This is a genomic window from Dongia sp. agr-C8 (assembly GCF_054658695.1).
Genome location: NZ_BAAGHZ010000004.1, coordinates 527,463 through 550,920, shown reverse-complemented (window position 1 = coordinate 550,920; position 23,458 = coordinate 527,463). Strand labels below are relative to the sequence as shown.

24 protein-coding genes and 1 tRNA gene are annotated in these 23,458 nt (G+C 63.9%); 16 read left to right on the top strand and 9 right to left on the bottom strand.

The features are described 5' to 3' along the window. Positions 1 to 32: 32 nt before the first annotated feature. From ACYQ4T_RS22895 to ACYQ4T_RS22860, 8 genes are all read right to left on the bottom strand, one after another. Positions 33 to 737, bottom strand: coding sequence for a hypothetical protein (locus tag ACYQ4T_RS22895; protein ID WP_459858913.1), 705 nt, complete (start codon positions 735 to 737; stop codon positions 33 to 35). A 21-nt stretch (positions 738 to 758) separates the two neighbouring features. Then, positions 759 to 1,370: a hypothetical protein gene (locus tag ACYQ4T_RS22890; RefSeq protein ID WP_459858912.1), complete on the bottom strand. Its 612-nt coding sequence runs from the start codon at positions 1,368 to 1,370 to the stop codon at positions 759 to 761. Then, positions 1,367 to 2,827: an SLC5/6 family protein gene (locus tag ACYQ4T_RS22885; protein WP_459858911.1), complete on the bottom strand. Its 1,461-nt coding sequence runs from the start codon at positions 2,825 to 2,827 to the stop codon at positions 1,367 to 1,369. The genes ACYQ4T_RS22890 and ACYQ4T_RS22885 overlap by 4 nt, the downstream gene beginning before the upstream one ends. 165 nt (positions 2,828 to 2,992) lie before the next feature. After that, positions 2,993 to 3,637 carry a DsbA family oxidoreductase gene (locus ACYQ4T_RS22880; RefSeq protein WP_459858910.1) on the bottom strand — a complete coding sequence of 215 codons (645 nt, stop codon included), beginning with the start codon at positions 3,635 to 3,637 and terminating at the stop codon, positions 2,993 to 2,995. 51 nt (positions 3,638 to 3,688) lie between these two features. Next, positions 3,689 to 4,207, bottom strand: a complete 519-nt coding sequence (locus ACYQ4T_RS22875; protein WP_459858909.1) for a PAS domain-containing protein — start codon at positions 4,205 to 4,207, stop codon at positions 3,689 to 3,691. A 38-nt stretch (positions 4,208 to 4,245) separates the two neighbouring features. Next, complete coding sequence (locus ACYQ4T_RS22870; RefSeq protein WP_459858908.1) at positions 4,246 to 6,462, bottom strand: N,N-dimethylformamidase beta subunit family domain-containing protein; 2,217 nt, start codon at positions 6,460 to 6,462, stop codon at positions 4,246 to 4,248. 4 nt (positions 6,463 to 6,466) lie between these two features. Beyond that, the gene (locus tag ACYQ4T_RS22865; RefSeq protein ID WP_459858907.1) at positions 6,467 to 6,769 is read right to left on the bottom strand and encodes a hypothetical protein; all 303 of its coding nucleotides are present in this window, start codon (positions 6,767 to 6,769) and stop codon (positions 6,467 to 6,469) included. 95 nt (positions 6,770 to 6,864) lie between these two features. Beyond that, positions 6,865 to 7,194 (bottom strand): BON domain-containing protein, encoded by a 330-nt coding sequence (locus tag ACYQ4T_RS22860; protein WP_459858906.1) that lies wholly within the window; start codon positions 7,192 to 7,194, stop codon positions 6,865 to 6,867. A 180-nt stretch (positions 7,195 to 7,374) separates the two neighbouring features. Between ACYQ4T_RS22860 and ACYQ4T_RS22855 the strand changes: the two genes are divergently transcribed. Then, complete coding sequence (locus ACYQ4T_RS22855; protein ID WP_459858905.1) at positions 7,375 to 7,683, top strand: alkylphosphonate utilization protein; 309 nt, start codon at positions 7,375 to 7,377, stop codon at positions 7,681 to 7,683. A 105-nt stretch (positions 7,684 to 7,788) separates the two neighbouring features. On the opposite strand, the gene ACYQ4T_RS22850 is transcribed toward ACYQ4T_RS22855, so the two are convergent. Beyond that, a tRNA-Ser gene (locus tag ACYQ4T_RS22850) sits at positions 7,789 to 7,878 on the bottom strand. A 209-nt stretch (positions 7,879 to 8,087) separates the two neighbouring features. Here ACYQ4T_RS22850 and ACYQ4T_RS22845 point away from each other — a divergent pair. The 15 genes from ACYQ4T_RS22845 (at position 8,088) to mazG (ending at position 23,424) form a co-directional block, all read left to right on the top strand. Further along, positions 8,088 to 8,345, top strand: a complete 258-nt coding sequence (locus tag ACYQ4T_RS22845) for a YMGG-like glycine zipper-containing protein (protein ID WP_459858904.1) — start codon at positions 8,088 to 8,090, stop codon at positions 8,343 to 8,345. 122 nt (positions 8,346 to 8,467) lie between these two features. Then, entirely contained in the window at positions 8,468 to 9,463 is a 996-nt protein-coding gene (locus ACYQ4T_RS22840; RefSeq protein ID WP_459858903.1) for a septal ring lytic transglycosylase RlpA family protein, read from the top strand. A 118-nt stretch (positions 9,464 to 9,581) separates the two neighbouring features. Beyond that, positions 9,582 to 10,784, top strand: a complete 1,203-nt coding sequence (locus ACYQ4T_RS22835; RefSeq protein ID WP_459858902.1) for a D-alanyl-D-alanine carboxypeptidase family protein — start codon at positions 9,582 to 9,584, stop codon at positions 10,782 to 10,784. Between the two features lie 17 nt (positions 10,785 to 10,801). Beyond that, a complete protein-coding gene (gene tmk / locus ACYQ4T_RS22830; protein ID WP_459858901.1) occupies positions 10,802 to 11,440 on the top strand; it encodes a dTMP kinase in 639 nt (212 codons plus the stop codon). Beyond that, positions 11,440 to 12,600 carry a DNA polymerase III subunit delta' gene (locus tag ACYQ4T_RS22825; protein WP_459858900.1) on the top strand — a complete coding sequence of 387 codons (1,161 nt, stop codon included), beginning with the start codon at positions 11,440 to 11,442 and terminating at the stop codon, positions 12,598 to 12,600. The genes tmk and ACYQ4T_RS22825 overlap by 1 nt, the downstream gene beginning before the upstream one ends. 48 nt (positions 12,601 to 12,648) lie before the next feature. Continuing rightward, positions 12,649 to 14,205 (top strand): methionine--tRNA ligase, encoded by a 1,557-nt coding sequence (gene metG / locus ACYQ4T_RS22820; RefSeq protein WP_459858899.1) that lies wholly within the window; start codon positions 12,649 to 12,651, stop codon positions 14,203 to 14,205. Further along, positions 14,202 to 15,005, top strand: coding sequence for a TatD family hydrolase (locus ACYQ4T_RS22815; RefSeq protein ID WP_459858898.1), 804 nt, complete (start codon positions 14,202 to 14,204; stop codon positions 15,003 to 15,005). Before metG ends, ACYQ4T_RS22815 begins: the two co-directional genes overlap by 4 nt. Before the next feature lie 104 nt (positions 15,006 to 15,109). Next, positions 15,110 to 15,883: an MBL fold metallo-hydrolase gene (locus ACYQ4T_RS22810; RefSeq protein ID WP_459858897.1), complete on the top strand. Its 774-nt coding sequence runs from the start codon at positions 15,110 to 15,112 to the stop codon at positions 15,881 to 15,883. Next, entirely contained in the window at positions 15,880 to 16,422 is a 543-nt protein-coding gene (locus tag ACYQ4T_RS22805) for an MOSC domain-containing protein (RefSeq protein WP_459858896.1), read from the top strand. The genes ACYQ4T_RS22810 and ACYQ4T_RS22805 overlap by 4 nt, the downstream gene beginning before the upstream one ends. Before the next feature lie 41 nt (positions 16,423 to 16,463). Next, complete coding sequence (locus ACYQ4T_RS22800) at positions 16,464 to 17,234, top strand: glutamine amidotransferase (RefSeq protein ID WP_459858895.1); 771 nt, start codon at positions 16,464 to 16,466, stop codon at positions 17,232 to 17,234. 117 nt (positions 17,235 to 17,351) lie between these two features. Then, positions 17,352 to 18,167 (top strand): aspartyl/asparaginyl beta-hydroxylase domain-containing protein, encoded by an 816-nt coding sequence (locus tag ACYQ4T_RS22795; RefSeq protein ID WP_459858894.1) that lies wholly within the window; start codon positions 17,352 to 17,354, stop codon positions 18,165 to 18,167. A gap of 88 nt (positions 18,168 to 18,255) precedes the next feature. Beyond that, entirely contained in the window at positions 18,256 to 19,383 is a 1,128-nt protein-coding gene (ydiK, locus tag ACYQ4T_RS22790; protein ID WP_459858893.1) for an AI-2E family transporter YdiK, read from the top strand. 268 nt (positions 19,384 to 19,651) lie between these two features. After that, complete coding sequence (locus ACYQ4T_RS22785; protein WP_459858892.1) at positions 19,652 to 21,961, top strand: PAS domain S-box protein; 2,310 nt, start codon at positions 19,652 to 19,654, stop codon at positions 21,959 to 21,961. Positions 21,962 to 21,990: 29 nt separating this feature from the next. Beyond that, positions 21,991 to 22,473, top strand: coding sequence for a response regulator (locus tag ACYQ4T_RS22780; RefSeq protein WP_459858891.1), 483 nt, complete (start codon positions 21,991 to 21,993; stop codon positions 22,471 to 22,473). Between the two features lie 72 nt (positions 22,474 to 22,545). After that, entirely contained in the window at positions 22,546 to 23,424 is an 879-nt protein-coding gene (gene mazG, locus ACYQ4T_RS22775; RefSeq protein WP_459858890.1) for a nucleoside triphosphate pyrophosphohydrolase, read from the top strand. Positions 23,425 to 23,458: the final 34 nt, after the last annotated feature.

Sequence of the window (23,458 nt, the reverse complement as noted above, 5' to 3'; positions counted from 1 at the left end):
AGTTCATGTACACTTGTTGGAGGAATGAGCGGCTAAGAATCGATTTCTACTTGGTCCCATCGAAAATCGCGCATCGTCATTGTCAAATCAAAAAAATTGTAATGCTCCTCCCGCTTCTTTACCCCCGATAAAGTGTAGACGTCGATGGGGTATTTTCCGTCGTATAGCTTAAGTACAGGAGGCAGCGTTGATCCCACGTAATATTCATCCAAGATCTTACCAACAACTCGTAGTCGCAAGCTAAGCGCGATTTCCTCAATTATATAGCTTACCGAGAGTGAATGATGGACGGAATTCTCTGCCGTCTTGCTAGAATGCCGAACGTGCTCCCATGCAGCGATATCAACGTCGGATCTAAACGGTGGCAAAACATGGTAAGCAACAATGACATTTCGAAGTATCTTGTAGCATCGGCGATCTGCAACTTCGTCGACGCCTAAGATGCGCCACTCTAATCCTACACTTCTCTCTCCCATCCGAAGTCTCAATCGTTCAAGCCAAGCTCGGCGTTCGTTGAGAGTATTGCTGTCGTAACTAAAGCCTTTCATGACTCTAGAGAGATCAGCTGACGCGTCAGCAGAAGCAGCTCTATTGAAGAGTTGAAGCTGGTCAGCAACAAGAAAAACAATCTTCTGATATCTGCCAAGCATCAATTCAATGGCAGGAAAGACAATTTTTGAACTGAATTTCTGATTACTAAGGCTGATTGGAAAGAGCGCTGTCCGAGAGTGTTTCATGGATGCTGCAGTATCGGTAGGTCAGTTAACTTCAGGTGGCCGATCGAATAGGCCCACAAACTGAATAAGCTTACGAAGCGCCGCGACAATTCCCGCCGTAAACAGGATGAAGAGGACAGTATTCGCCCGGACCTCATCAGCAATGGGAACCACTGTTCCCATTGCGAGGTCTCGTAGGGATAGCAGCACTGATGCTCCATCCGATGTCGCGACGATCAACACCGGCCCATTTCGAGCTAGATCGCTGAGTCCGTTCCCATTTTTTTGCAAACAAGCTAATACAATCGGCTCAAGTGAACTACCCATACCTGAATAGTGAATTAGCTGAGACGTCAGATTAGGAAGATCTCCTTGAAGTTCAACGATCAAAATTTTGCATACATAGTTGACCAGCACGGAAAGTGCCATAATCGCGATTGAAGTCGAATAGATGTTTTTAAACACGATCAACCTGTGACGCTGGTTCTTTGGCTGAAGAGAGATGTCCTCCAATTTCACAGGCTCGCTAGCGATCGCGAATATGAGCACGCATATATAGACGGCCGACCAGAATTGACGTTGGGCTAGAACGCCAATCAAGAGTGCGCAGGCAAACGTCGATATCCATCCATGGGCGAGCAAACGTCCAATCATTGACTGGTTCCATTGCGACGATACGCAGGCCATCCAATAGCGACCAGCGTTACCACCGCAGGCATCAACGGCGCGGCGAGCGTCCAAAGGAGTTCATTTCTACTCTGAAGTAGACCGGCCACGCTGCAAGCAGCATAGAGACAAATCGAAATTGCGGCCGGCGCAGGCGTGACCTTTCGGCCCAATGCACCAAGCACAATGGCAGGAACCGCATTCAAGAAGATTGGGAACAAGAGAAATATCAATTTTTCAAACGGTATTTCATAGGCTCGCACCAGGGCATAGATAACAGTGAGCAATGCCGCGAGTATCAAAGAAACAAGGAAAGGCCTCCGCACTATTCCCGCAACTTCGGTCATGCTCCCATTGCGTGGCTGGAAGCTGAATACCAGGAGAGCTGAATAGATTTGTGCGTCACTAGTTGAAAATAGAGCAGAAACCCCGGCAACCCAGAACGCGGCGACAAAAACTGGCGAAAGGCTAGCTACTTCGCTCAATAGTTCTGCAACAGCCTGCTGCGAAACGGATGTCGTGATTACACCGGCAAGTAGGCCGATAACTATGAGCACCGTCCAAGTAGCTGAGGTAACCAAGGCGCTTCTGACTTGATGAGAGATTACATAGCGGCGGAGAGACCAAACTCTGACCCAGTGAGCTTCGGAAGCGGCCGTTAGAAAAGAGTTTAGAAAAATGGTTGCGATGACAAAGACGATGCCTTCAGTCGCACTGAGTTTTGGCTGAAGGACTCTGAGATCCACATCAACGGAATTAGATCCCGCAAGCGCCCAAATGACACCCGTCAGCAGAATCAACGACCCGCCGAGTACCATTGGAGCATGCAGCAAGTCGGCGAAAAGAAAGCCTCTAAGGCCATTTCGTAAAGTAAAATAGAAGACAATTGCCACCATTATGAACATCGTCGATGACGAGAACATTAGAGACTGAGGCAGCAATATAAGACCGGAAAGGTCCGAGAATACCGAGAACTCGAGCCAAATTATGCAAAGTATGTTCGTGATACTGAGCCATTTGATGATGCTGGAGATCGCCATTCCAGAACGGTTAGGCGCCCAAAATAGCGATGCCAATACCGCTGATGAAGGCGCATCTGAATTGAGTCGCTCAAGGTACCGAGGTTGTCTCAAATAGGAGTTCGTAACTGAACGAGCAGCTACACCGGCAAAGACAACTGTGACGACACTGACAAGAATCCAATATCCGAAAATTTTCGAATTGCCGATGAAGAAGATATAGACGGTGGCGAGCGATGTAATCGACGCAACGAAGTTTGACAGAAAAAGATAAGAACCAAATTTAGCAACGATCTTGCTGTCCCAAAACGTCTTCTCGCCACGCGTCAAGAAGATGGAAGCAGGTCTCGGTCCGAGCACCTGAAAAATTAGATAGGTAAGCACCAAGACTGAAAGTACCGCTGCAATCTGAACGGTGAACAGCATGAGCCGCCCTATTTTTATTAGTTGAATTTCCCCTGACTGACTCGTTATAGTCGTACGGAAGGATTACTACAACGAAAAATAACAGCTGGGTGCGGTGCACAGACGAGCCAAAGGGGGAAATGCAGCTTGTTTCGTCACGAAGCGCGAAGCTCCGCGGCGAAATGCTTAGACCCGCACCAGGGCGTCGTCTTCGCGCGCCAGATCGAACATGTGGTAGAGCGCCTCCGGCTCCTGCGCGCCCGACAACCCGAAGCGGCCGTTGAAGACGAAGTAGGGGACGCCGTTGATGCCCTGCCGGCGGGCCAGGAAATCCTCCGCCAGCGTCGTGCCGATCGGGCTGTCCTCGGCAAGGGCGGATTCGATCTCTGGCTTGGGCAATCCGGCGGCGAGGCCGATCTCCAGCAGGACGTCGGCCGAGCCGGTATCGCGACCTTCGCTGAAGTAGGCGGCGAACAGGCGGTCGAGCAGGGAGCTCTGGATGCCATGCTGGCCGCCCAGCGCCAGCAGGCGGTGTGAGCGCATCGTGTTGGGCGTCCGGGTGATGCGGTCGAAGCGAAAGCGGATGCCTTCCTCGGCGCCGACCCTTGTCACCGTGTCATAGAGCCGGCCGGCGCGCTCGGCGCTGCCGAACTTGGCGGCGAGGTATTGCTGGCGGTCCATGCCGCCGTTCGGCATGCCGGGGTTGAGCTGGAAGGCCCGCCAGCGGATCGAAAGGCCGGGCATCGGCCGCGCCTTCAAGGCGCGTTCCAGCCGGCGCTTGCCGATGTAGCACCAGGGGCAGATCGTGTCGGAGAAGATTTCCAGATGCATGCCGGGATTCTGCGCAAAGCCCGGCGCCGGCGCAAGAGGCTCCGCGCGGCCCTAGTGCTCGGCCACCGGCGGCAAGGTGTCTATCTCGATGACGTTCAGCTGCTCGTAATCCTCAACCGCGATGTAGCGATCGATCACCGCCCCGTCGCTGGAAAGCGGGCAGACCAGGAACTCGATCCAGCGCCGCAGCCCGTCCACCGACCAGTGGTAGATGCCGTGTCCCGGCCGCCGCGCCGCCACGGATTCGCGGTAGAAGCGGGTCCAGTCCTCGCCGGCGTCGTCCTGGAAGACCAGTGCGTCGGCATAATGGCCGGTGAAGTCGAACTTGGCGAAGCGCACGATCTCGGTGCCGACCAGCTTGTAGAACACGCGGAACGGTTCGTACTCGATCGCGGACATCATGATATGCGGCAGCAGCGGCTTCAGCGCCGCGGGATCGATATCGCCGCGCGCCGGGAACTCGCGGTTGCCCCGCACCGCGTTCCAGTATTGCAGCAGCCTGGCGCAGCGCGGCGACAGGAAGCTCGGCGGGTAGGCGGGGTCAAAGGTGTGGTAAAGGTCGCTGGCCATGGCCGGCAGCCTAGCACGGGATTCCCCGGCGGTTGCAATCACAGCGGCTCCGGATCGATGAAGCGGCGCAGCACATTCCCGGTTATGCGGGCGACGTTGTTGTCGTAGCGGTTGTGGGAGAGCGACGCGGCCCAGGTGATCGAACCCGTCGAGAAGACCCCGCCGCCCCGCGCCGTTTCGAAGTAAACCAGCTCGCCGCGGACCTTCGGGTTCTCGATCGCGTCCGCTCCGGGAAAGCCCGCGAGCATTTCCTCCGGCGTCAGCAGATAGACGTTGGAATGCTCCACCGAGCGCGCCAGCACGAGGGCATGCGGCGGGGTGCCGAGGTCCGGGTCGGCGGCGTCGAGCTCGTAGCCGGCGGCGCCGCCGAGCACGCCGAAATCGCCGATCTTTTCATCGCGGCCGACGCCTTCGAAGATGAAGGCGGCGCGAGGATCGAAGCTGCCCTCGGTGCGGACGAAGTGGGAGTTTTCGTCGAAGCCTTCGGTGACGAAGCCGACGCCGACCAGGGCTTGCGGCGCGCGGCCGTTCGAGCGCCACAGGCCGCCGAACTCGCCGGTGAAGCTGTGGAAACGCTCGCCGGGCGGCAGCTCGAAGCAGCGCGTGCCGGCCTCGCCACGACGCACTTCGATGACGCCGGGCAGCTCCGCATGCGTGGCGACGCGCCAATAGAAGCCGTTGCCGCCGAGATACATCAGGCGCCCGCCTTCTTGCAGATAGGCGTCGAAGGCATCGAGCATCGCGGTCGAATGGTACTCGGGATGGCTGCCGGTGACGATGCAGCGATAGCCGCGGAGCAGTTCCAAGCCCTCCGCGTCAATCCGGTCGTCGGTGATGACGTCGAAATGCTGCCCGGTCTCGCTCAGCCAATCCACCACGTGGAGGTCGGCATTGAAGTTCCAGAGTGCGCGCTTCGGCCTTGTGTTGAGGATCGGCCGGTGCCAGGAGCTGTAGACTCCGCCGCTGCCGTCGCGGTGCCGGTCATAGAGCGAGATGCCGAAGTCGCGACGCTCTTTCAGGAATTGCTCGGTCGGCCCGAGTTCCAGCAGGGCGCCATAGCAGACTTCGGAAAGCGCATCCTCATAGCCGTGATGGCTGTTGGCATAGGCCAGGAAGGTGAAGGTCGAGGCGAGGAAGGCGACCGGTGCCTTCGCCGCCGTCCTGGCCGGCAGGACGAAGAAGGGCAGGAAGTCCTCATTGCTTCCGGGGCCGCCACCGGCACAGCTCACGCGCGCGGCATAGACGCCGCTCTTGAGATCAGCCGGAATGGTCCAGGTGAAGCCGGTCTCCCACTGCATGTCGTGGAGATCGTCGCAGTGGAAATGGATCGCGCCGTAGAGGTCCGGCTGGTCCGACCAGCGCAGGGTCTGGCCCTTCCAATTGTGGCCGGTTACCGCGCGGGTCGGCAGGTTGACCAGGACGCCGTCGCGGCCGTTCCCGGAAACGTCGACGATGCGCTGGCTGTCGATCGCCAGGGCGAACGCCCAGGATGCCTGGGCAGAATCGGCCAGAGCGTCGATCGTTGCGTTCTCGATATCGCTGACCGCCGGGCGGATCAGTGGTGCCTCGATCTTGCCGTCGAAATGCCGCTTGGTGAAGAGCTGGCCGGCTTCCACCGCTTCGAGCTCCGCGGCTATGGTCACCGGTGTTCCGACCAGGTGCGCCGGACGGAAGCCGATGCGGGCCGTGGCGGCGGCGATCTCGGCTTCGCGAGGCAGCGGTTCCAGCAGGCGGTGGACCAGCTTCAGCATATCGTCCTGCACGGTCGCGACCAGCAGCGACCAGCGTCGCTCCGGCAGCGGGCGATCCAGGGTCACAGCCGCCTGCAGCTGACCATTGGAGATTTCGAAGCATCCGCGCCCCGTCGAGTCCAGCAGAAGCGACCATCCTTGGCCGGGCAGCGGTGCGACGCCGCGCGAGGCGATGATGGCCTGATCGGCCTTCTTCGCGAGCCAGGTCGGATAGACCAGCGCCGCGACCGTGAAGCCCGCGCCGTCAGGGATCGGCACGCCCTGCGCGACATAGCCGAAGGAACCGATGTTGATGCGCTGCTTGCGCCCCGGATAACGGCCGTTGACCGAAGCCGCGACCGGCTCCGATTTGAAGCCCGGTCCATGCGGGCTGTCGTCGCCGCAGATGATGCGAACGATCTCGGCATCGTATTCAGCAGCATTCCCCTCGCAGCTCACCTTGAAGGCGAGGCTTTCTCCGGGGCGGACCGAGAGGCGGTCGGTATAGCCGACGATCTTCAGCATGGGATCAATCCAGCGGCAGGTCCTGGCCGGTGAGGCGCTTCCAGCGCAGCTTGAAGACCACCCATTCGGCCTCGCGCACCGACTTGAAGACATGCCCGGTCGGCGTGACCGGGTCGGCCGGCGTCGCCCCGAAGGTCCCCAGGCGATAGGGGCCGAAACGCCCGTCGCGCAGCAGTACGTAATGACCTTCGAACGGCTCCGTGCGCATGCGATTGAGGATGCGCTGCAGCTCGGCGCTGTGGCGGCCGTAGGGCTTTCGGCGAAACTCCTCGGCGAGATCCAGCCGGGTCGGATCGATTTCGTACATTTGGTGCTCCCCGGCACCGAGGCTAGCAAAGAACCGGGGAAACAAAAACCCCGCCGGGATACGGCGGGGTTTCGCGATGCCGCGTTGCCGCGGCTCTAGTTCGACGGCTGAACGATGATGTCGTTCTCGACGCCTTCGACTCCCTTCACGCCGCGCGCGACGCTCTCCGCCTGGGCCTTGTGGGCGGGCGAGTCCACGAAGCCGCTCAATTGCACGATGCGGTTCGAGGTCTCGACACTGATCTGGTTGGCCGGCGTCAAGCCGACGTCGGAGGCGAGCTGGGTCTTCACCCGCGTGGTGATGCTCGCATCATCCATGTATTCCTCGCCGCTCTGCTTGCCTTCGACGACGGAGCAGGCTGACAGCGCGCCGGCAACCAGCGCGGCACTGGCGATCCGCCAGAAATGGGTTCTATTCCGCAACACGATTCCCTCCTCAGAAAATCCGATTTTCACGGCACTGATGGAAGAACAGCGGAGCGGAGGCTTGGTTCCGAAGACCCGGGCGGCCTGCGATGCCATGTCGCCGTTCGCCGGTCTTGCGCGCGGGGAGCGGGTGGTCTAAGCGACCCGGGCCGGGAAACGGCTCTGCAATCGAGGCGCGACATGGCCGACGAGAACGATGCGTATGTCTACGACGAAGCGACCGGCGAATGGCGCCCGGCCGCGGAAGTCGCCGCTGCCGCCAAGGGCGAGCAGGCCGTGGTGCGCGATGCGGCCGGGAACGCCCTCGCCGATGGCGATTCGGTCACCCTGATCAAGGACCTCAAGGTGAAGGGTGCCAACCAGACCCTGAAACAGGGCACGGTCATCAAGTCGATCCGCCTCACCGACAATGTCGAGGAGATCGACTGCCGCCACGACACGATCAAAGGTCTCGTCCTGCGGACCGAGTTCGTCCGCAAGCGCAAATAGGCTTGGAGAGCCGGAGCCAGTCTCCCTACGCCAAGGCTTCGGGAGACACCCTGCGCCCTTCGGTCTCCCGGTGGCTGCGCTACCCGAAGCCCGCAGGGCGCAGGGTGGCGGATGGGGTGAGATTCGAACTCACGGTGAGCTTGCACCCACGCCGGTTTTCAAGACCGGTGCCTTAAACCACTCGGCCACCCATCCCCAGGCACGTCCATTGCGCGCGGGCCTCTCCTTAAAGGAGCCGGCCACTGCCGCCAACCTGGATTTGCTCGGGGTCGCCCCGGCGGGGTGTGATTCACGACATAGTGAATCCAATTGAATCAACCAGATTCTTGAATTTCCTGACCTACAACCTTTATGTTTTGCACCAAGTGTTTGCTCACTCGAGTCGACTGTTAAGGGAGATTAAGATGACGATGCGCATTGCTGCGGGCTCGCCCCGTTTGGGTCTGGCTGCCGCGGCGCTTTCGGGGCTGCTGTTGTCCGGTTGCGCGGGGATGGGGGATACCGAGCAGCGCGTGCTGACCGGTGCCGCAATCGGTGCCGGTGCCGGCGCGGGATTGGGGGCGGTGACCGGAGGCTTGAGCATTCCCGCGGGCGCGATCATTGGCGCCGGTGCGGGCGCGGTCACCGGCCTTGCGGTCGATGCGCTGAAGAAGCAGCCGTAGCGCCTTCCAACCTCGGCTCTTGGTCCTAGGCACGGGGTCCCGCGGCAGAATCGTTTGAAGCCGCCGACCCTATTGGTTAGCCTGCCACAGCCTTGAGATTCGGGGGTTTGAGTACCAACAGCATGACGCGTGCGCTGAGGGCATTGCTGGTTTTCGGTGGGTTGATTCTCGCCGCGGTGAGCCTTGCCGGATGCGCGGAGACGACGCTCGTCACCAACGGCTCGAAGCTCGCCACCGAAGACTCGAACACGATACCGCCGTACAAGCTCGGGAAGCCCTATCAGATCGAGGGCGCCTGGTATTATCCCAAGGTCGATTACGACTACAGCGAGACCGGCATCGCCTCGTGGTATGGGCCGGACTTCCACGGCAAGAGCACGGCCAACGGCGAGATCTTCGACCAGAATGCGCTGACCGCCGCGCATAAGACGCTGCCGATGCCGACCATCGTGCGGGTCACCAATCTCGAGAACGGCCGCTCGATCGAGGTGCGGATCAACGATCGCGGCCCGTTCAAGAACAACCGGGTCATCGACCTCACGCGTCGCGGCGCGCAGCTGCTCGGCTTCGAGGGCCAGGGCACCGCGCGGGTGAAAGTGCAGGTGATGAAAGAGGACAGCATCCTGCTGGCCAACAAGGTCGGCGGCGCGCAGCTCGCCTATGCCGGCGAACCGGAGCCGCTGGCGGGCGGGCCGAAGCCGCAGGCCGCGCCGGCCGGCACTGTCGTCACGCAAAAGCTGCCGCCGGGACAATCGGCGCCCGCGGCGACCCCCAGCGTGCAGCCGCAGGCGTCAAGCTCGGTCGTCGGCCTCCCGAAGCCCTCGGCGCAGCAGGCGGCGGCCACCATCCCCTCGCTGAATGGCTCGGTCTCGTATCAGCCGGTGAAGCCGACCCATATCTTCATCCAGGCGGGCGCCTTCCTGCAGCAGAGCAATGCGCTGAAGCTCACTCAGCAGCTCGCCTCGCTCGGCCAGACCCGGGTCACCCAGGCGCGGGTCGGCACGCAGACCTTCTATCGCGTCCGACTCGGGCCGATCGCGAAGATCGAGGATGCCGACGCGCTGTTGCAGCAGGTGATCGGCACCGGCCAGCCGGACGCTCGGATCGTGGTCGAATAGCCCGGGATATCACGGCTTTTCGGGGCCCGGTTCCATTCATTGCTGGGCGCTTGACGGCTTCGCTCCTTTGCCGCAAAGGTCCTTTATGACTCACACGAATTGGCGGCGAGGAACGTTCATGTCGCGGCGATGGCTGGCTTTGGGCCTGGTTCTGGCATTCAGTCTGGCGGCGTCCGCCGCCGGGGCCGTCGAGCCGCCGAATGTCCAGGCACAGCACGTCTACATCGTCGACTACAACACCGGCTCGGTGCTCTACGACAAGGCCGGCACCGAGAAGCTGCATCCGGCGTCGATGAGCAAGCTGATGACGCTCTACATGCTGTTCGATGCCCTGAAGCGCGGCGACGTCAAGCTGACCGACAGCTTCCACGTGAGCAAGAAGGCCTGGTCGACCCAAGGCTCCAAGATGTTCGTGCCGATCGACGGCGACATCAAGGTCGAGGACCTGATCCGCGGCATCATCGTGCAGTCGGGCAACGATGCCTGCGTGGTGGTGGCCGAGGGGCTCGCCGGCAGCGAGGAAGCCTTCGCCGACCGCATGAACAAGAAGGGCGCCGAGATCGGGCTGAAGAACAGCCACTTCATCAACGCGTCCGGCCTGCCGGATCCGAACCACCTGATGACCGCACAGGACCTCTACGTCCTGGCCAATCACCTGTTCTCCGATTTCCCGGAATTCTATCACTACTTCAGTGAGAAAGAGTTCGTCTTCAACAAGATCAAGCAAGGCAACCGCAATCCCTTGCTCTATCGTCCCGGCACCGGCGTCGACGGGTTGAAGACCGGCCATACCGAGGAGGCGGGTTTCGGCCTGACCGCTTCAGCGATCCGCGACGGGCGGCGCATCTTCATGGTCGTGCACGGCATGACCTCGATGCAGGACCGCGCCGACGAGACCGGCCAGTTGCTCGACTGGGCCTTCCGCTCGTTCGGCGACTACACGGTGGCGAAGAAGGACACGATTCTCGCCCAGGCCAATGTCTGGATGGGGCAGCAGAAGACCGTGCCGCTGACTGTTGCCCAGGACCTGCTGGTGACCCTGCCAGTCTCCGAGCGCGACAAGGTCCAGGTGAAGGCGGTCTATGACGGCCCGGTCGCCGCACCGGTCGCCGCCGGCCAGCCGATCGGCGAGCTGGTGATGACGATCCCCGGCATGCCGGAATTCCGCGCCCCGCTGGTCGCGGCGCAAGAGGTGCCGCAGCTCGGCTTCGGCGGTCGCGTGGTCGCCATGCTGCAGCAGATGATCTTCGGCCCCGAGCAACCCCAGGCCGAGCAGCCCCAGGCGGAACAGCAGCCGCAACCGCAGACCCAGACCAACTGAGGCGGGGCGGCAGGCCGATGTCGACGCCGGTGCGCCCGCCGCTCAAATTCATCACGTTCGAAGGCGGCGAGGGCGGCGGCAAGTCGACCCAGCTGCGCCTTTTAGCCGACACCTTGCGCAAGGCCGGCGAGACCGTGGTGACGACGCGCGAGCCCGGCGGCGCGCCGGGCGCCGAGGAGATCCGCCGCCTGCTGGTCGAAGGCGAGACCGGGCGCTGGCCGGCGGATGCCGAGGCGCTGCTGCACTTCGCGGCCCGCGCCGAGCATCTTGCGAAGGTGATCCGGCCGGCGCTGGACGAGGGGAAGTGGGTGCTCTGCGACCGCTTCGCGGATTCAACCCTGGCGTATCAGGGTTACGGCCAGGCCCAGGACCTCGGCTGGCTGCAGCAATTGCGCTCGCAGATCGTCGGCAAGACCGAGCCCGGCCTCACGCTCATTCTCGACCTGCCGGTCGATGTCGGCCTCGGCCGGGTGAGCACGCACCAGCGCTACGAACGCATGGGCCGCGCTTTCCACGAGCGGCTGCATGCCGGCTTCCTGACGATCGCGAAGGAGGAGCCGGATCGCTGCAAGGTGATCGATGCCACGCGCCCGGTCGAGACGGTCGCCGCGGCGGTGCGGGCTGCCGTCGCCGATCGATTCCGCATCAAGCTCTGATGGCGCGCCGGCCTGCCGCCGATGCCGATGCCCGCATCCTGCCGCCGCCGGCGGCGGCGACCGCCACGCGGCTGATCGGCCATGAGGCGGCCGAAGCCTCTTTCCTGACCGCGCTGGAGGCCGGGCGGATGCCGCATGCCTGGCTGATCACCGGGCCGAAGGGCGTGGGCAAGGCGACGCTCGCTTTCCGCATGGCGCGGGCCCTGCTCTCGACGCCGGCGCAGACCGAGGATGGCGGCGGCCTGTTCGGCGAGGCGCCGAAACGCGCGGTGAGCCTGGAGATGGATGCCGGGCATCCGGTGTTCCGCCGCCTCGCGGAGCTGGCGCATTCCGACTTCCGGCTGTTGCGCCGCTCGCTCAACGATAAAGGCAAGCTGCGGAGCGAGATCGTCATCGAGGACGTCCGCGCGGCGATCGACTTCCTGAGAATGACCCCGGCCGAAGGCGATTGGCGGGTGCTGATCGTCGATGCGGCGGATGACCTCAACCGCAACGCCGCGAATGCGCTGTTGAAGATTTTGGAAGAGCCGCGGCCGCGCACGGTATTGATCCTGGTCTCGCACGCGCCGGGACGGCTGCTGCCGACCATCCGCTCGCGCTGCCGGAGGCTCACTCTGTCGCCGCTGCCGGAGGCGGTGATGGCGGCGGAGCTGAATGCGCGGGCGCCCGAGCTCGGGGGCGAGGATCTCAATCTGGTGGCGGCCCTGGCCGAGGGCAGTCTCGGTCATGCCCTGACGCTGGTCGAGACCGAGGCGGTGGGCTTGTTCCACGAGATCGCCGGGTTGCTGGTGCAGTGGCCGCGCGCCGACACGGCGGCCCTGCACAAGCTGGCGGATCGCTTGAGCGGTCGTGGCACCGAGCAGGCATTCGAGCAGGCGGCGGAGCTGCTGGAATGGATCGGGGCGCGGTTTCTCCGGAACGCCGCTTTAGGCGGAAATGTGACGCCGGAGCGCTTCCCGGGCGAGGCGGAACTGACGCGGAAATGGCTGGGGGCGGCCGGACTTGATCGCTGGCTGGAGCTGTGGGAGAAAGTCGAGCGGCTGTTTGCCCGGGTGCTGAGCGTCAATCTCGATCGCCGGCAGGCTTGGCTGACGGCCTGGCTCGCTCTCCAGACCGTGGAAACTCATGGAATGGGAGCTGGCGGTCTCGGCGACGGATAGGCCGGGGCCAGGGCGAATATCGCCGCTCCCTACAACCCCAGGAAACCGATGGCCGACCGCAAGAGCTTCTACGTCACCACGCCGATCTACTATGTGAACGATTCACCGCATATCGGGCACGCCTACACCTCGCTTGCCTGCGATGCCCTGGCGCGGTTCATGCGGCTGGATGGCTACGACGTGCATTTCCTGACCGGGACCGACGAGCACGGGCAGAAGGTGGAGAAGTCGGCGGAGGCGGCAGGCAAGGATCCGCAGGCTTTCACCGACGAGGTCTCGCAGCGCTTTCGCCTCCTGGCCGAGGCGATGAACTTCTCCAACGACGATTTCATCCGCACCACCGAGCGGCGGCACATCGAATCCTGCCAGGAGCTGTGGCGGCGCCTGAAGGAGCGTGGCCAGATCTATCTCGGCTCCTATTCCGGCTGGTACGCGGTGCGCGACGAGGCCTTCTACCAGGAGGACGAGCTCGAGACCCGGCCCGACGGCAAGCGGATCGCCAAGGCCTCCGGCGCCGAGGTCGCGTGGGTGGAGGAACCGAGCTACTTCTTCCAGCTCTCGGCCTGGGCCGAGCCGCTGCTGGAGTTCTATGCAAAGAATCCGGATTTCATCGGCCCGGATTCCCGCCGCAACGAGGTGATCAGCTTCGTGAAGCAGGGATTGAAGGATCTCTCGATCTCGCGCACCACCTTCAAGTGGGGCGTCCCGGTGCCGGACGATGCCGACCACATCATGTATGTCTGGCTGGACGCGCTGACCAACTACATCACCGCGGTCGGCTTCCCCGACACCGAGCAGGAGAAATACATCAAGTTCTGGCCGGCCGATCTGCACATGGTCGGCAAGGACATCGTCCGCTTTCACGCGATCTATTGGCCGGCCTTCCTGATGGCGGCCGGGCTCGAGCCGCCGAAACGGGTCTTCGCCCATGGCTGGTGGACCAATGAAGGGCAGAAGATCTCCAAATCGCTCGGCAACGTGATCGATCCGCATGAGCTGATCGCGCGCTACGGCCGCGACCAGGTGCGTTACTTCCTGCTGCGCGAAGTGCCGTTCGGCAATGACGGCGATTTCTCGCACCGCGGCATGGTGCAGCGGATGAACGGCGACCTCGCCAACGGCATCGGCAACCTCGCGCAGCGCGTGCTGTCGATGATCAACAAGAACTGCGAGGCCAAGGTCCCGGCGCATGGCGTGCTGACCGAGGCCGACCGGAAACTGCTCGGCGCGGCGCATGGCCTGCTCGCGGCGGTGCGACCGCTGATGACCTCGCAGCAGTTCCACAAGGCACTGGAGGCGATCTGGCAGGTGGTGACCGAGGCCGACCGTTATGTGGACGAGCAAGCGCCCTGGGCGCTGAAGAAGACCGACCCGGCGCGGATGGGCACGGTGCTCTATGTGCTGGCCGAGACGATCCGGCATCTCGCCTTGCTGATCCAGCCCTTCATGCCGGAATCCGGCGCGAAGATCCTGGACCAGCTCGAGGTCAGCAACGACGACCGGAGCTTCGCGGCGCTCGGGCCGGAACATGCTTTGACGGCTGGCGCCGACCTGCCGAAGCCGGAAGGCGTCTTCCCGCGCTTTGTCGAAGAGACGGCCGCATGACAGTTCGGCTGATCGACAGCCACTGCCATCTCGATTTTCCGGATTTCCAGGGGCAGGTGCCGGAGGTGCTGGCGCGGGCCGAGGCCAACGGCGTCGCGCATCTTGTCACCATCTGCACCAAGGTATCCGAGTTCGACAAGGTGCTGGCGATCGCCGAGAGCGATCCCCGGATCAGCTGCTCCGTCGGCATCCATCCGCATGAGGCGGCGGAGGAACCCGCGGTCGACACCGAGCGGCTGGTGGAACTGGCTCGGCACCCCAAGGTGGTGGGGATCGGCGAGGCCGGGCTGGATTACTACTACGACAAGAGCCCGCGCGAGCGGCAGCGCCAGGTCTTCGCCACCCATATCGAGGCGGCGCGCCGCTCCGGCCTGCCGCTGATCGTGCATAGCCGCGACGCCGACGACGATACGATCGAGGAGCTGAAGATCGGGGCGGAGAAGGGCGGGCAGGACGGGATGCCCTTGGCGGGAGTCATCCACTGCTTCACCTCGACCCAGAAGCTGGCCGATGCGGCGCTCGAGATCGGCTTCTACATCTCGCTCTCCGGCATCGTGACCTTCAAAAATGCCGAGGAACTGCGCGCGGTGATCAAGACCGTGCCGCTGGACCGGCTGCTGGTGGAGACGGATTCGCCCTACCTGGCACCCGTGCCGAAGCGCGGCAAGAAGAACGAGCCCAGCTACGTCAAACACACGGCGGAGTTCGCCGCACGGCTGTTCGGTATGTCTGACGAGGCCTTCGCGGCCAAGACGACGGAGAACTTCAAGCGACTGTTCAAGAAGGCGCATGTTGCTTAGGGCGCCCGAGTTTTTTTCATCGTCATGCCCGGGCTTGACCCGGGCATCTGGCGCCGACGCCGAGACAGACTCCCGGTCAAGCCCGGGGGTGACGAGGTAGGAATATGAAAGTCACCGTGCTCGGCTGCGGCGGCTCCGGCGGCGTGCCGCTGATCGGCAACAACTGGGGCTCTTGCAATCCGGAGAACCCGAGGAACCGGCGGCGGCGGGTTTCGGTCCTGGTGCAGCATGAGGGCGCCAACATCGTGCTCGACACCTCGCCGGATTTCCGGGCGCAGATGCTGGACGCCGGCGTCGGCAAGCTCGATGCGATCCTCTACACCCACGACCACGCCGACCATACCCAGGGCATCGACGACGTGCGCTTCATGCGCTCCTACGACAAGAGCCAGCGCATCCCAGCCTATGGCGCGGCGGAAACCTTGCGCACGCTGACCGAGCGCTTCGCCTATATCTTCACCCAGAACACCGACGGCTCGGGCCATCTCTACAAGCCGTTCCTGGAGGCGAAGCCGGTCTCCGGACCGTTCGAGCTCTGCGGGCTGACCGTCACCCCATTCGACCAGGACCACGGCTTCGGCTCGAAGACCCTGGGCTATCGTGTCGGCTCGATGGCCTATTCGACCGACGCGGTCGACCTGCCGGAAGAGGCCTTCGCGGTTCTCGAGGGCCTCGATCTCTGGATCGTGGATTGCCTGCGCTTCGAGCCGCACATGACCCATGCGCATTTCGACAAGGCGATCCAATGGATCGAGCGCCTGAAACCGAAGCACGCGATCCTGACCCATCTCAACCACCAGACCGACTACGACGCGGTGAAGGCGAAATGCCCACCGGGGGTCGAGCCGGGCTATGACGGCTTGAGCGTGGAGATATGAAAGGCAGCGTCGTTGCGGTCAGCCGCAGCAAGAGCCACAGCTTCAGCAAGCCGACCGAGATGAGCATTCGCCTGATCGCAGGGCAGGGCGTCGAAGGCGATGCGCATAGCGGCGCGACGGTGAAGCACCGCTCGCGGGTCAGGGTCGATCCGACCCAGCCCAATCTCCGCCAGGTGCACCTCGTCCATGCCGAGCTGCATGAGGAGTTGAATGCCGCCGGCTTCAGGGTCCATCCGGGCGATATCGGCGAGAACATCACCACCCGGGGCATCGACCTGCTCGGCCTGCCTACCGGCAGCGTCCTCAGGATCGGCCGGACCGCCGTCATCCGCGTCACCGGCTTGCGCAATCCCTGCACCCAGCTCGACGGCTTCCAGCAGGGCCTCACCGCCGCGGTGCTGGACCGCGATGCCGAGGGCCGGCTGGTGCGCAAGGCCGGCGTCATGTCGGTGGTGCTGGAGGGCGGGGAGGTCGTGCCCGGCGATTCCATCACCGTAGAGTTGCCGCCGGAACCGCATCTGCCGCTCGCGCCCGTTTGATGCTACGAAGCTGACGGTTCTTCCTTCGGAGTCCGTCCTTCATGGCCAAATCCCGCAAGATCCTGCTCGCCGGCGAATCCTGGGCGAGTGCTGCGACCCATTACAAGGGTTTCGACCAGTTCTCCTCGGTGACATTCCATCTCGGCGCCGAACCGCTGGTCACGGCGCTGAAGGGCAGTGCGTTCAACCTGCGCTACATGCCGGCGCATGAGGCGCAGGAAGCCTTTCCGCAGACGCTCGAGGCGCTCTCGGCCTATGACGCGGTCATGCTCTCGGATATCGGCGCCAACACCTTGCTGTTGCACCCGGACACTTGGCTCCGCAGCAAGCGCACCCCGAACCGGCTGAAGCTGCTGAAATCCTATGTCGAGGCCGGTGGTGGCCTGATGATGGTGGGCGGCTATCTGAGCTTCCAAGGCATCAACGGCGCCGCGCGCTATCACGGCACGCCGGTCGAGGAGATCCTGCCGGTCGAGATCCACCCCTATGACGACCGCGTCGAGGTGCCGGAGGGCTTCACCCCGGCGATCCGCAAGAAGGGCCATCCGATCCTCGAAGGCTTCACCGGACGCTGGCCGCAGCTGCTGGGTTTCAACGAGGTCACCGCCAAGCCGGAGGCCGAGGTGCTGGCCACGGTCTCGGCCGAATATGGCGGCAGGCCGCTGCTGGTCGCCGGCCGGTTCGGCAAGGGCCGCAGCCTGGCGTGGACCTCGGACATCGGGCCGCATTGGCTTCCGCCCGAATTTGTGGCTTGGAAGGGCTATGCGCGGCTTTGGGCCCAGTCCCTGGCCTGGCTATGCGGCGACCGGTAGGACCGGGGCCTAAGATCAGCTTGACGGTGGTGGCCTGGACATTGCCAAGTGTCGGCCATATTTGAGAAATCCGGACGGGATGGACTGTCCTGTCCTGGGCCAGCGGGGTACAAGGGCTTGGTCGCTTACACGCGTGACGGCAAGAAGAAGACGCTGCTTTGGCGGGCGCGGAAGACCCGCCGCCGCTTCGTCAAGCGGACGGGGCGGCGCTTCATCCTGGGCGTCGCGAACTTCATCGGGCGCCAGGGCAGGGTGCCCGACCGGCCGGTGCACGACCCCAAGCTCTATCCGTTCCTGGCGCCGGTCGAGGCGAACTGGACCACGATCCGCGCCGAGCTCGCCGAGCTGCTGAAGGACCGCAATCAATTGCCGGCCTTCCACCAGATCTCGCCCGACCAGAAGAAGATCTCGCACCAGGACCGCTGGAAGGTCTTCATCCTCTACGGCTTCGGCGTGCCGAGCCAGCGCAACTGCGCGCGCTGCCCGGAGACCGCGCGGCTGTTGAAACAGATTCCAAACCTGCAATCGGCTTGGTTCTCGATCCTCTCGCCGCATTATCACATCGCCCGGCACCGCGGCGTCACCAAGACCGTGCTGCGCTCGCATCTCGGCCTCATCATCCCGCAGGAGCGCGAGCGCTGCCGCATGCAGGTCGGTGAGGACATCGTGGTCTGGGAACCCGGCAAATGCGTGGTGTTCGACGACTTCTTCCCCCATGAGGTCTGGAACGACACCGACGAAGAGCGCGTGGTGCTGATCTTCGACTTCGACCGCCCGATGCATCTGCCGGGCCGGCTGATCGGCAATCTGCTGACCTGGGGGATCAAGCGCACCGCCTACTTCAAGGATGCCGAGCGCAACCTGAAGAACTGGGACCAGCGCCTCGAGACCGCGGTCACCACCGCCGAAGAGATGATGGAAACCCGCAACTAGCCGGATTCCAAGTCCCTAAAGGCCAATATCCGCCCCCGGGCCCGGCGCGTTAGCGTTTGCCGCTGACACGACGCCGAGGCTGTGACTCATGCAGGCCGAACCCGTGCGCCACGACCTGGCGCAACGCACGCTGGGGATCGTCTTCATCGTGGGATTGCTGGCGCTCTGCCTGTGGATCCTGCAGCCCTTCCTGCCGGCCATCGCCTGGGGCGCCACGCTGGTGATCGCAACCTGGCCGGTGCTGCTGCGGCTCCAGGCGCGCCTGGGGAGCCGGGGGCGGGCGGTCACCGTGATGACGCTGGCCTTGCTGCTGGTGCTGGTGGTGCCGATCTGGCTCGCGATCGACACCATCGTCGAGAACACCGGCCAGATCGTCCGCATCGCCGGATCGGCTTCCGATATCCAGATCCCGCAACCGCCGGACTGGCTGGCCGGTCTGCCGCTGGTCGGTCCCCGGTGGCACGCCGTCTGGCAGGGCGCTGTCGACAATGGCGCCCAGGATCTCATGGTGAAGATCCGGCCCTATGTCTTGATGGCGACCCAGTGGTTCATCGGCGCGGTCGGCAGTTTCGGCGGCCTGCTGGTGCAGTTCCTGCTGACCGTCGCGGTCTCGGCGGTGCTGTTTGCGCGCGGCGAAGCCGCCGCGGCCTATGCCTTGCGCTTCGGCGCGCGCCTTGCCGGCGAGCGCGGGCGGCATGCCATTATCCTCAGCGGCAAGGCGATCCGCGGCGTGGCCCTGGGCGTCGTGGTGACGGCCTTCATCCAGGCGGCCTGCAGCGCCCTGGCCCTGGTGGTGACCGGGGTGCCTTATGCCTCGATCCTGAGCGCGCTCATCCTGATGCTCTGCGTGGCCCAGCTCGGGCCGGCCCTGGTGCTGCTGCCCACGGTCGGCTGGCTCTATTGGAGCGGCGAGACCCTGACCGGCACCATCCTGCTGGCCCTGACGATCCCGTGCATGCTCATGGACAACCTCCTGCGCCCGATTCTGATCCGCAAAGGCGTGGACCTGCCGCTGCTGCTGATCCTCGTGGGGGTCATCGGCGGCCTGGTGGCCTTCGGTCTGATCGGCCTGTTCCTGGGCCCGACCGTGCTGGCGGTCGGCTATACCTTGTTCGACGCTTGGATCGCCGAAGCCGCGCTGCCGGAAGAAGACCGACCCGCGCAGCGAGCCGCGGCACCGAAAGCAGTCCCGGTGCCCAACGAAGTCGCGCGGTAGCAAGGGCGGAATGCAGCATCCATGATTTTCCATAATATACATTATGCGAATGACTGATAGTCAAACTAACACTGAATCCATGACTTACACCACGCAATAACCGGTGGCGACTTGCCTGTCGGCTGCCCGGGGTCCGCGTCTGGCCGTGCGGAACCTTGCAGGCGCCCGGAGGTTGAGCTGTAGCCAGTTGTTGCGCCTGAAAGGCCTTGATGGCCGAACCTATCCTGATTGTTCGCTGTGGCGCAGCGTTTATGCACGGGGATGCGCCATGAGTGTCGAAGGGATCGCCAGGCTGCCGGAAGCCGGGGCGCAGCCTGGGGCGGAACATCCAACCCGTCACCTGCCCTGCCCCGAGTTCGGCGAACCCGCCCTGGTCCAGAAGAGCCAGCGCCTGTCCTCGACCATGGACCATGCCGGCGTCGGGATCGCGGAAATCGATGCCGACGGGCGCTTCCTGCGGGTGAACGCCCATCTTTGCGAACTGACCGGCTTCAGCCCCGAGGAGCTCATCGGCGTATCGCTGTTCGACACGACCTTTCCCGAGGATGTGGAGGCCGACCGCAACCTGCTCCGCCGCCAGGTGGGGGGAGAGATCGATCGCTACAGTCTGGAAAAACGGCTCAAGCGCAAGGATGGCAGCATTTTCTGGGCTTCGATCAGTTCGTCCAGCGTGCTCGACCCGGTCGGGCGCTTTCTTTACGCCGTCCGGGTGCAGCTCGACATATCCGCGCGCAAGCGGGCGGAAGAAGCGTTGGCCCGGCGGATGGAAGAGCAGAGCGCCCTCTTCGCCTTCACCGAAGCGATGCAGCATGCGCGCGCGCCGGAACAGGTGCATGAGGCGGCGCTCGACGCCATATTGCGGGCCCTGCGCTGCGACCGCGCCGCGATCCTGCTGGCCGACAGCGCCGGGACTATGCGCTTTGCCGCCGCGCGCGGGCTGTCTCAGGTTTACCGCCACGCGGTCGAAGGCCACTCCCCCTGGTCGCCGCAGGAAGACCAACCCCGGCCGGTGTTGATCGACGATGTCGCGCAGGCCGAACTGCCCGATGCGCTGAAACGAAGCATCCAGGCCGAGGGCATCGGCGCTTGTGCCTTCATCCCGCTGCTGCGGAACCGGCGGCTGCTCGGCAAATTCATGGCCTATTACGATGCGCCGCACCGCTTCTCCGAGGCCGAGGTCGATGTCGCGATCGCCCTCGCCCGCCAGCTCGGCTTCGGGCTGGAACGGATGCAGGCGGAGCGCGCCGCCCAGCGCCTGGCGGCCATCGTCGAATCATCCGATGACGCGATCATCAGCAAGAGCCTGGAAGGCATCATCCAGACCTGGAATGGCGGCGCCGAGCGGATCTTCGGTTACAAGCCGGAGGAGATCATCGGCCGCCCGGTCAATGTGCTGATCCCGGAGGACCGGCAGGACGAGGAGCCGAAGATCCTGGCGCGGATCCGGGCCGGCGAGCGGGTCGATCACTTCGAAACCATCCGCCGGCACAAGGACGGGCATCCGATCGACATCTCGCTCACCATCTCGCCGATCCGCGACGAATGGGGCCGGATCATGGGCGCCTCCAAGATCGCCCGCGACATCACCGAGCGGAAGGAAGCCGAGGCCCGCCTGCGCGACAACGAGCAGCAGCTCAAGGACCTGCTGGCGGCAATCCCGGCTGCGATCTACACCACCGATGCCGAGGGCCGAGTTACCTACTTCAACGAGAAAGCCGTCGAGCTGGCCGGCCGCGTGCCGGTCATCGGCAGCGACGAATGGTGCGTCACCTGGAAGCTCTATTGGCCCGACGGGACACCGCTGCCGCACGATCAGTGTCCGATGGCAATCGCGCTCAAGGAAGGCCGGGCCATCCGCGATGCCGAAGCGGTCGCCGAGCGGCCGGACGGCACGCGGGTGCCGTTCATCCCCTACCCCACGCCGCTCAAGGACGCGAAAGGGCGGATCACCGGCGCCATCAACATGCTGGTCGATATCAGCGAAAGGAAGCAGGCCGAGACCCAGCAGCGAATCCTGCTGAACGAGCTCAATCACCGCGTCAAGAACAACATGCAGATGCTGCAGTCGCTGCTGGCGAGCGCGGCGCGGAACACGCAGAACGTGGAGGCGAAGCTGGTCCTGGGCGAGGCCAGCGACCGCCTGGCGGCGATGGCGGCGGCCCAGCGTGTGCTCTACGGCACCACCGACGCGACGAACTTCGACGGCCAGGAATTCCTGAACGCGGTCTGCAAGACGTCGCAGCATGCCTTCCCCGCGGATATCCTGATCGAATGCCGGTCGGATGTGGGAAGGATGCCGAATGACTCGGCCATGCCGTTGGCGCTCATCCTCAACGAACTGCTTACCAATGCGGTCAAGCATGGCATGAAAAGCCGCCCGGGCAGGATCGTGGTGCGGCTGGAGCGCGAGGGCGAAGGATACGTGCTCACGGTCGAGGACGAGGGCCCGGGCTTCGATCTGGAAGCAGTGGTGCGCCGTTCCTCCGGGTTGCAGCTGGTGCAAGGTCTCGCGCGCCAGCTCCGCGGACGCTTCGAGACGGCGCGCGACCCCGCGCGCTGCATCATTCATTTCTCATAGGGTGCATGGTGTCGCAACGAACCCGATCGATGTGGCTGGGAAGCGCGCATGTCGCGCCGATGATGCCGCCCAACCCGGCGCCGCGCTTCGCGCCTGATGAAAGGTCGAGTGCCGCAAGGCCCGCAACCACCCAGGCGCCGGTCCTGGTGGTGGAAGACGATTTCCTGGTCGCCATGCAGATCGAGGCGGCGTTGACCGAAGCCGGCTTTGTATCGGCCGGCACCGCGGCCTCAGGCGAGGAGGCGATCGCGATGGCGACCGCCGTACGGCCCGGCCTGGTGCTGATGGACATCCGCCTCGCCGGCAAGATGGACGGGGTCGAGGCGGCCCTGGAGCTGTTCCGCAAGCTCGGGCTCCGCTGCATCTTCGCGACCGCCCATCACGACCTGGAGGTGCGCCGCCGCGCGGCTCCGGCCGAGCCGCTCGGCTGGATCGGCAAGCCCTATTCGATGCCCGCCATGCTGGAAGCGCTGCGCCAGGGCTTCGCCGACCTCGACGCGGATTCCAGCTGATCGGCCTCTTGTAGCCGCACCCTTCCGGCGGGCATTCTCACCGGCGAGCATTCCCTCGCAGTGAGTCCGCCGATGAACAATCCCCTCGAACCCGCGACGCCGAGCACCGCCGCCCTGGCCTTGGATCGGCTGCTTGCGATCATGGCGCGGCTGCGCGATCCCAAGGACGGCTGCCCCTGGGACCTGGAGCAGAGCTTTCGCACCATCGTGCCGCATACGATCGAGGAGGCGTACGAAGTCGCCGACGCGATCGAGCGCGACGACATGAAGGCGCTGCCGGGCGAGCTCGGCGATCTGCTGTTCCAGGTCGTGTTCTATGCGCAAATGGCGTCCGAGGCCGGACACTTCCGGATGGAGGACGTGCTCACGGCGATCAACGACAAGATGATCGCGCGGCATCCGCATGTGTTCGGCTCGGCCAGCATCGAGACCGCCGCGGCGCAGACCGTCGCTTGGGAAGTGCAGAAGGCCAAGGAACGGGCGGCGGAAGCCGCGGCTGCGGGCCGCGCGGTCAGCGTGCTGGACGGCGTCGCGGCCGGGCTCCCTGCCCTCACGCGGGCGGAGAAGCTGCAAAAGCGCGCGGCGCGGATCGGCTTCGATTGGCCGGAAGCAGCGCCCGTCATCGACAAGGTCGAGGAGGAGATCGCCGAGCTGAAAGCGGAGTTGGGGGACGATCGAAAACCCGAACGGCTCGACGAGGAACTCGGCGATCTGCTCTTCGCCTGCGCCAATCTGGCGCGGCACCTGGGCGTCGATCCGGAGGGCGCGCTCCGCCGCGCCAACCAGAAGTTCGAGCGCCGCTTCAAGCGGATGGAAGCTCTGGCCGGTGAAGGCGAGTCAGGCCCAACGGAGACAGGAGGGGGTCAGGTCGCAATGCCAACATCCCTGGAGCAGCTCGAGGCATTGTGGCGGCGCGTGAAGGCCGAGGAGGCCAAGACCGCATCGCGCTGACACCGCCGCGGCCATTCCCGGCCGGGCGCCGCGC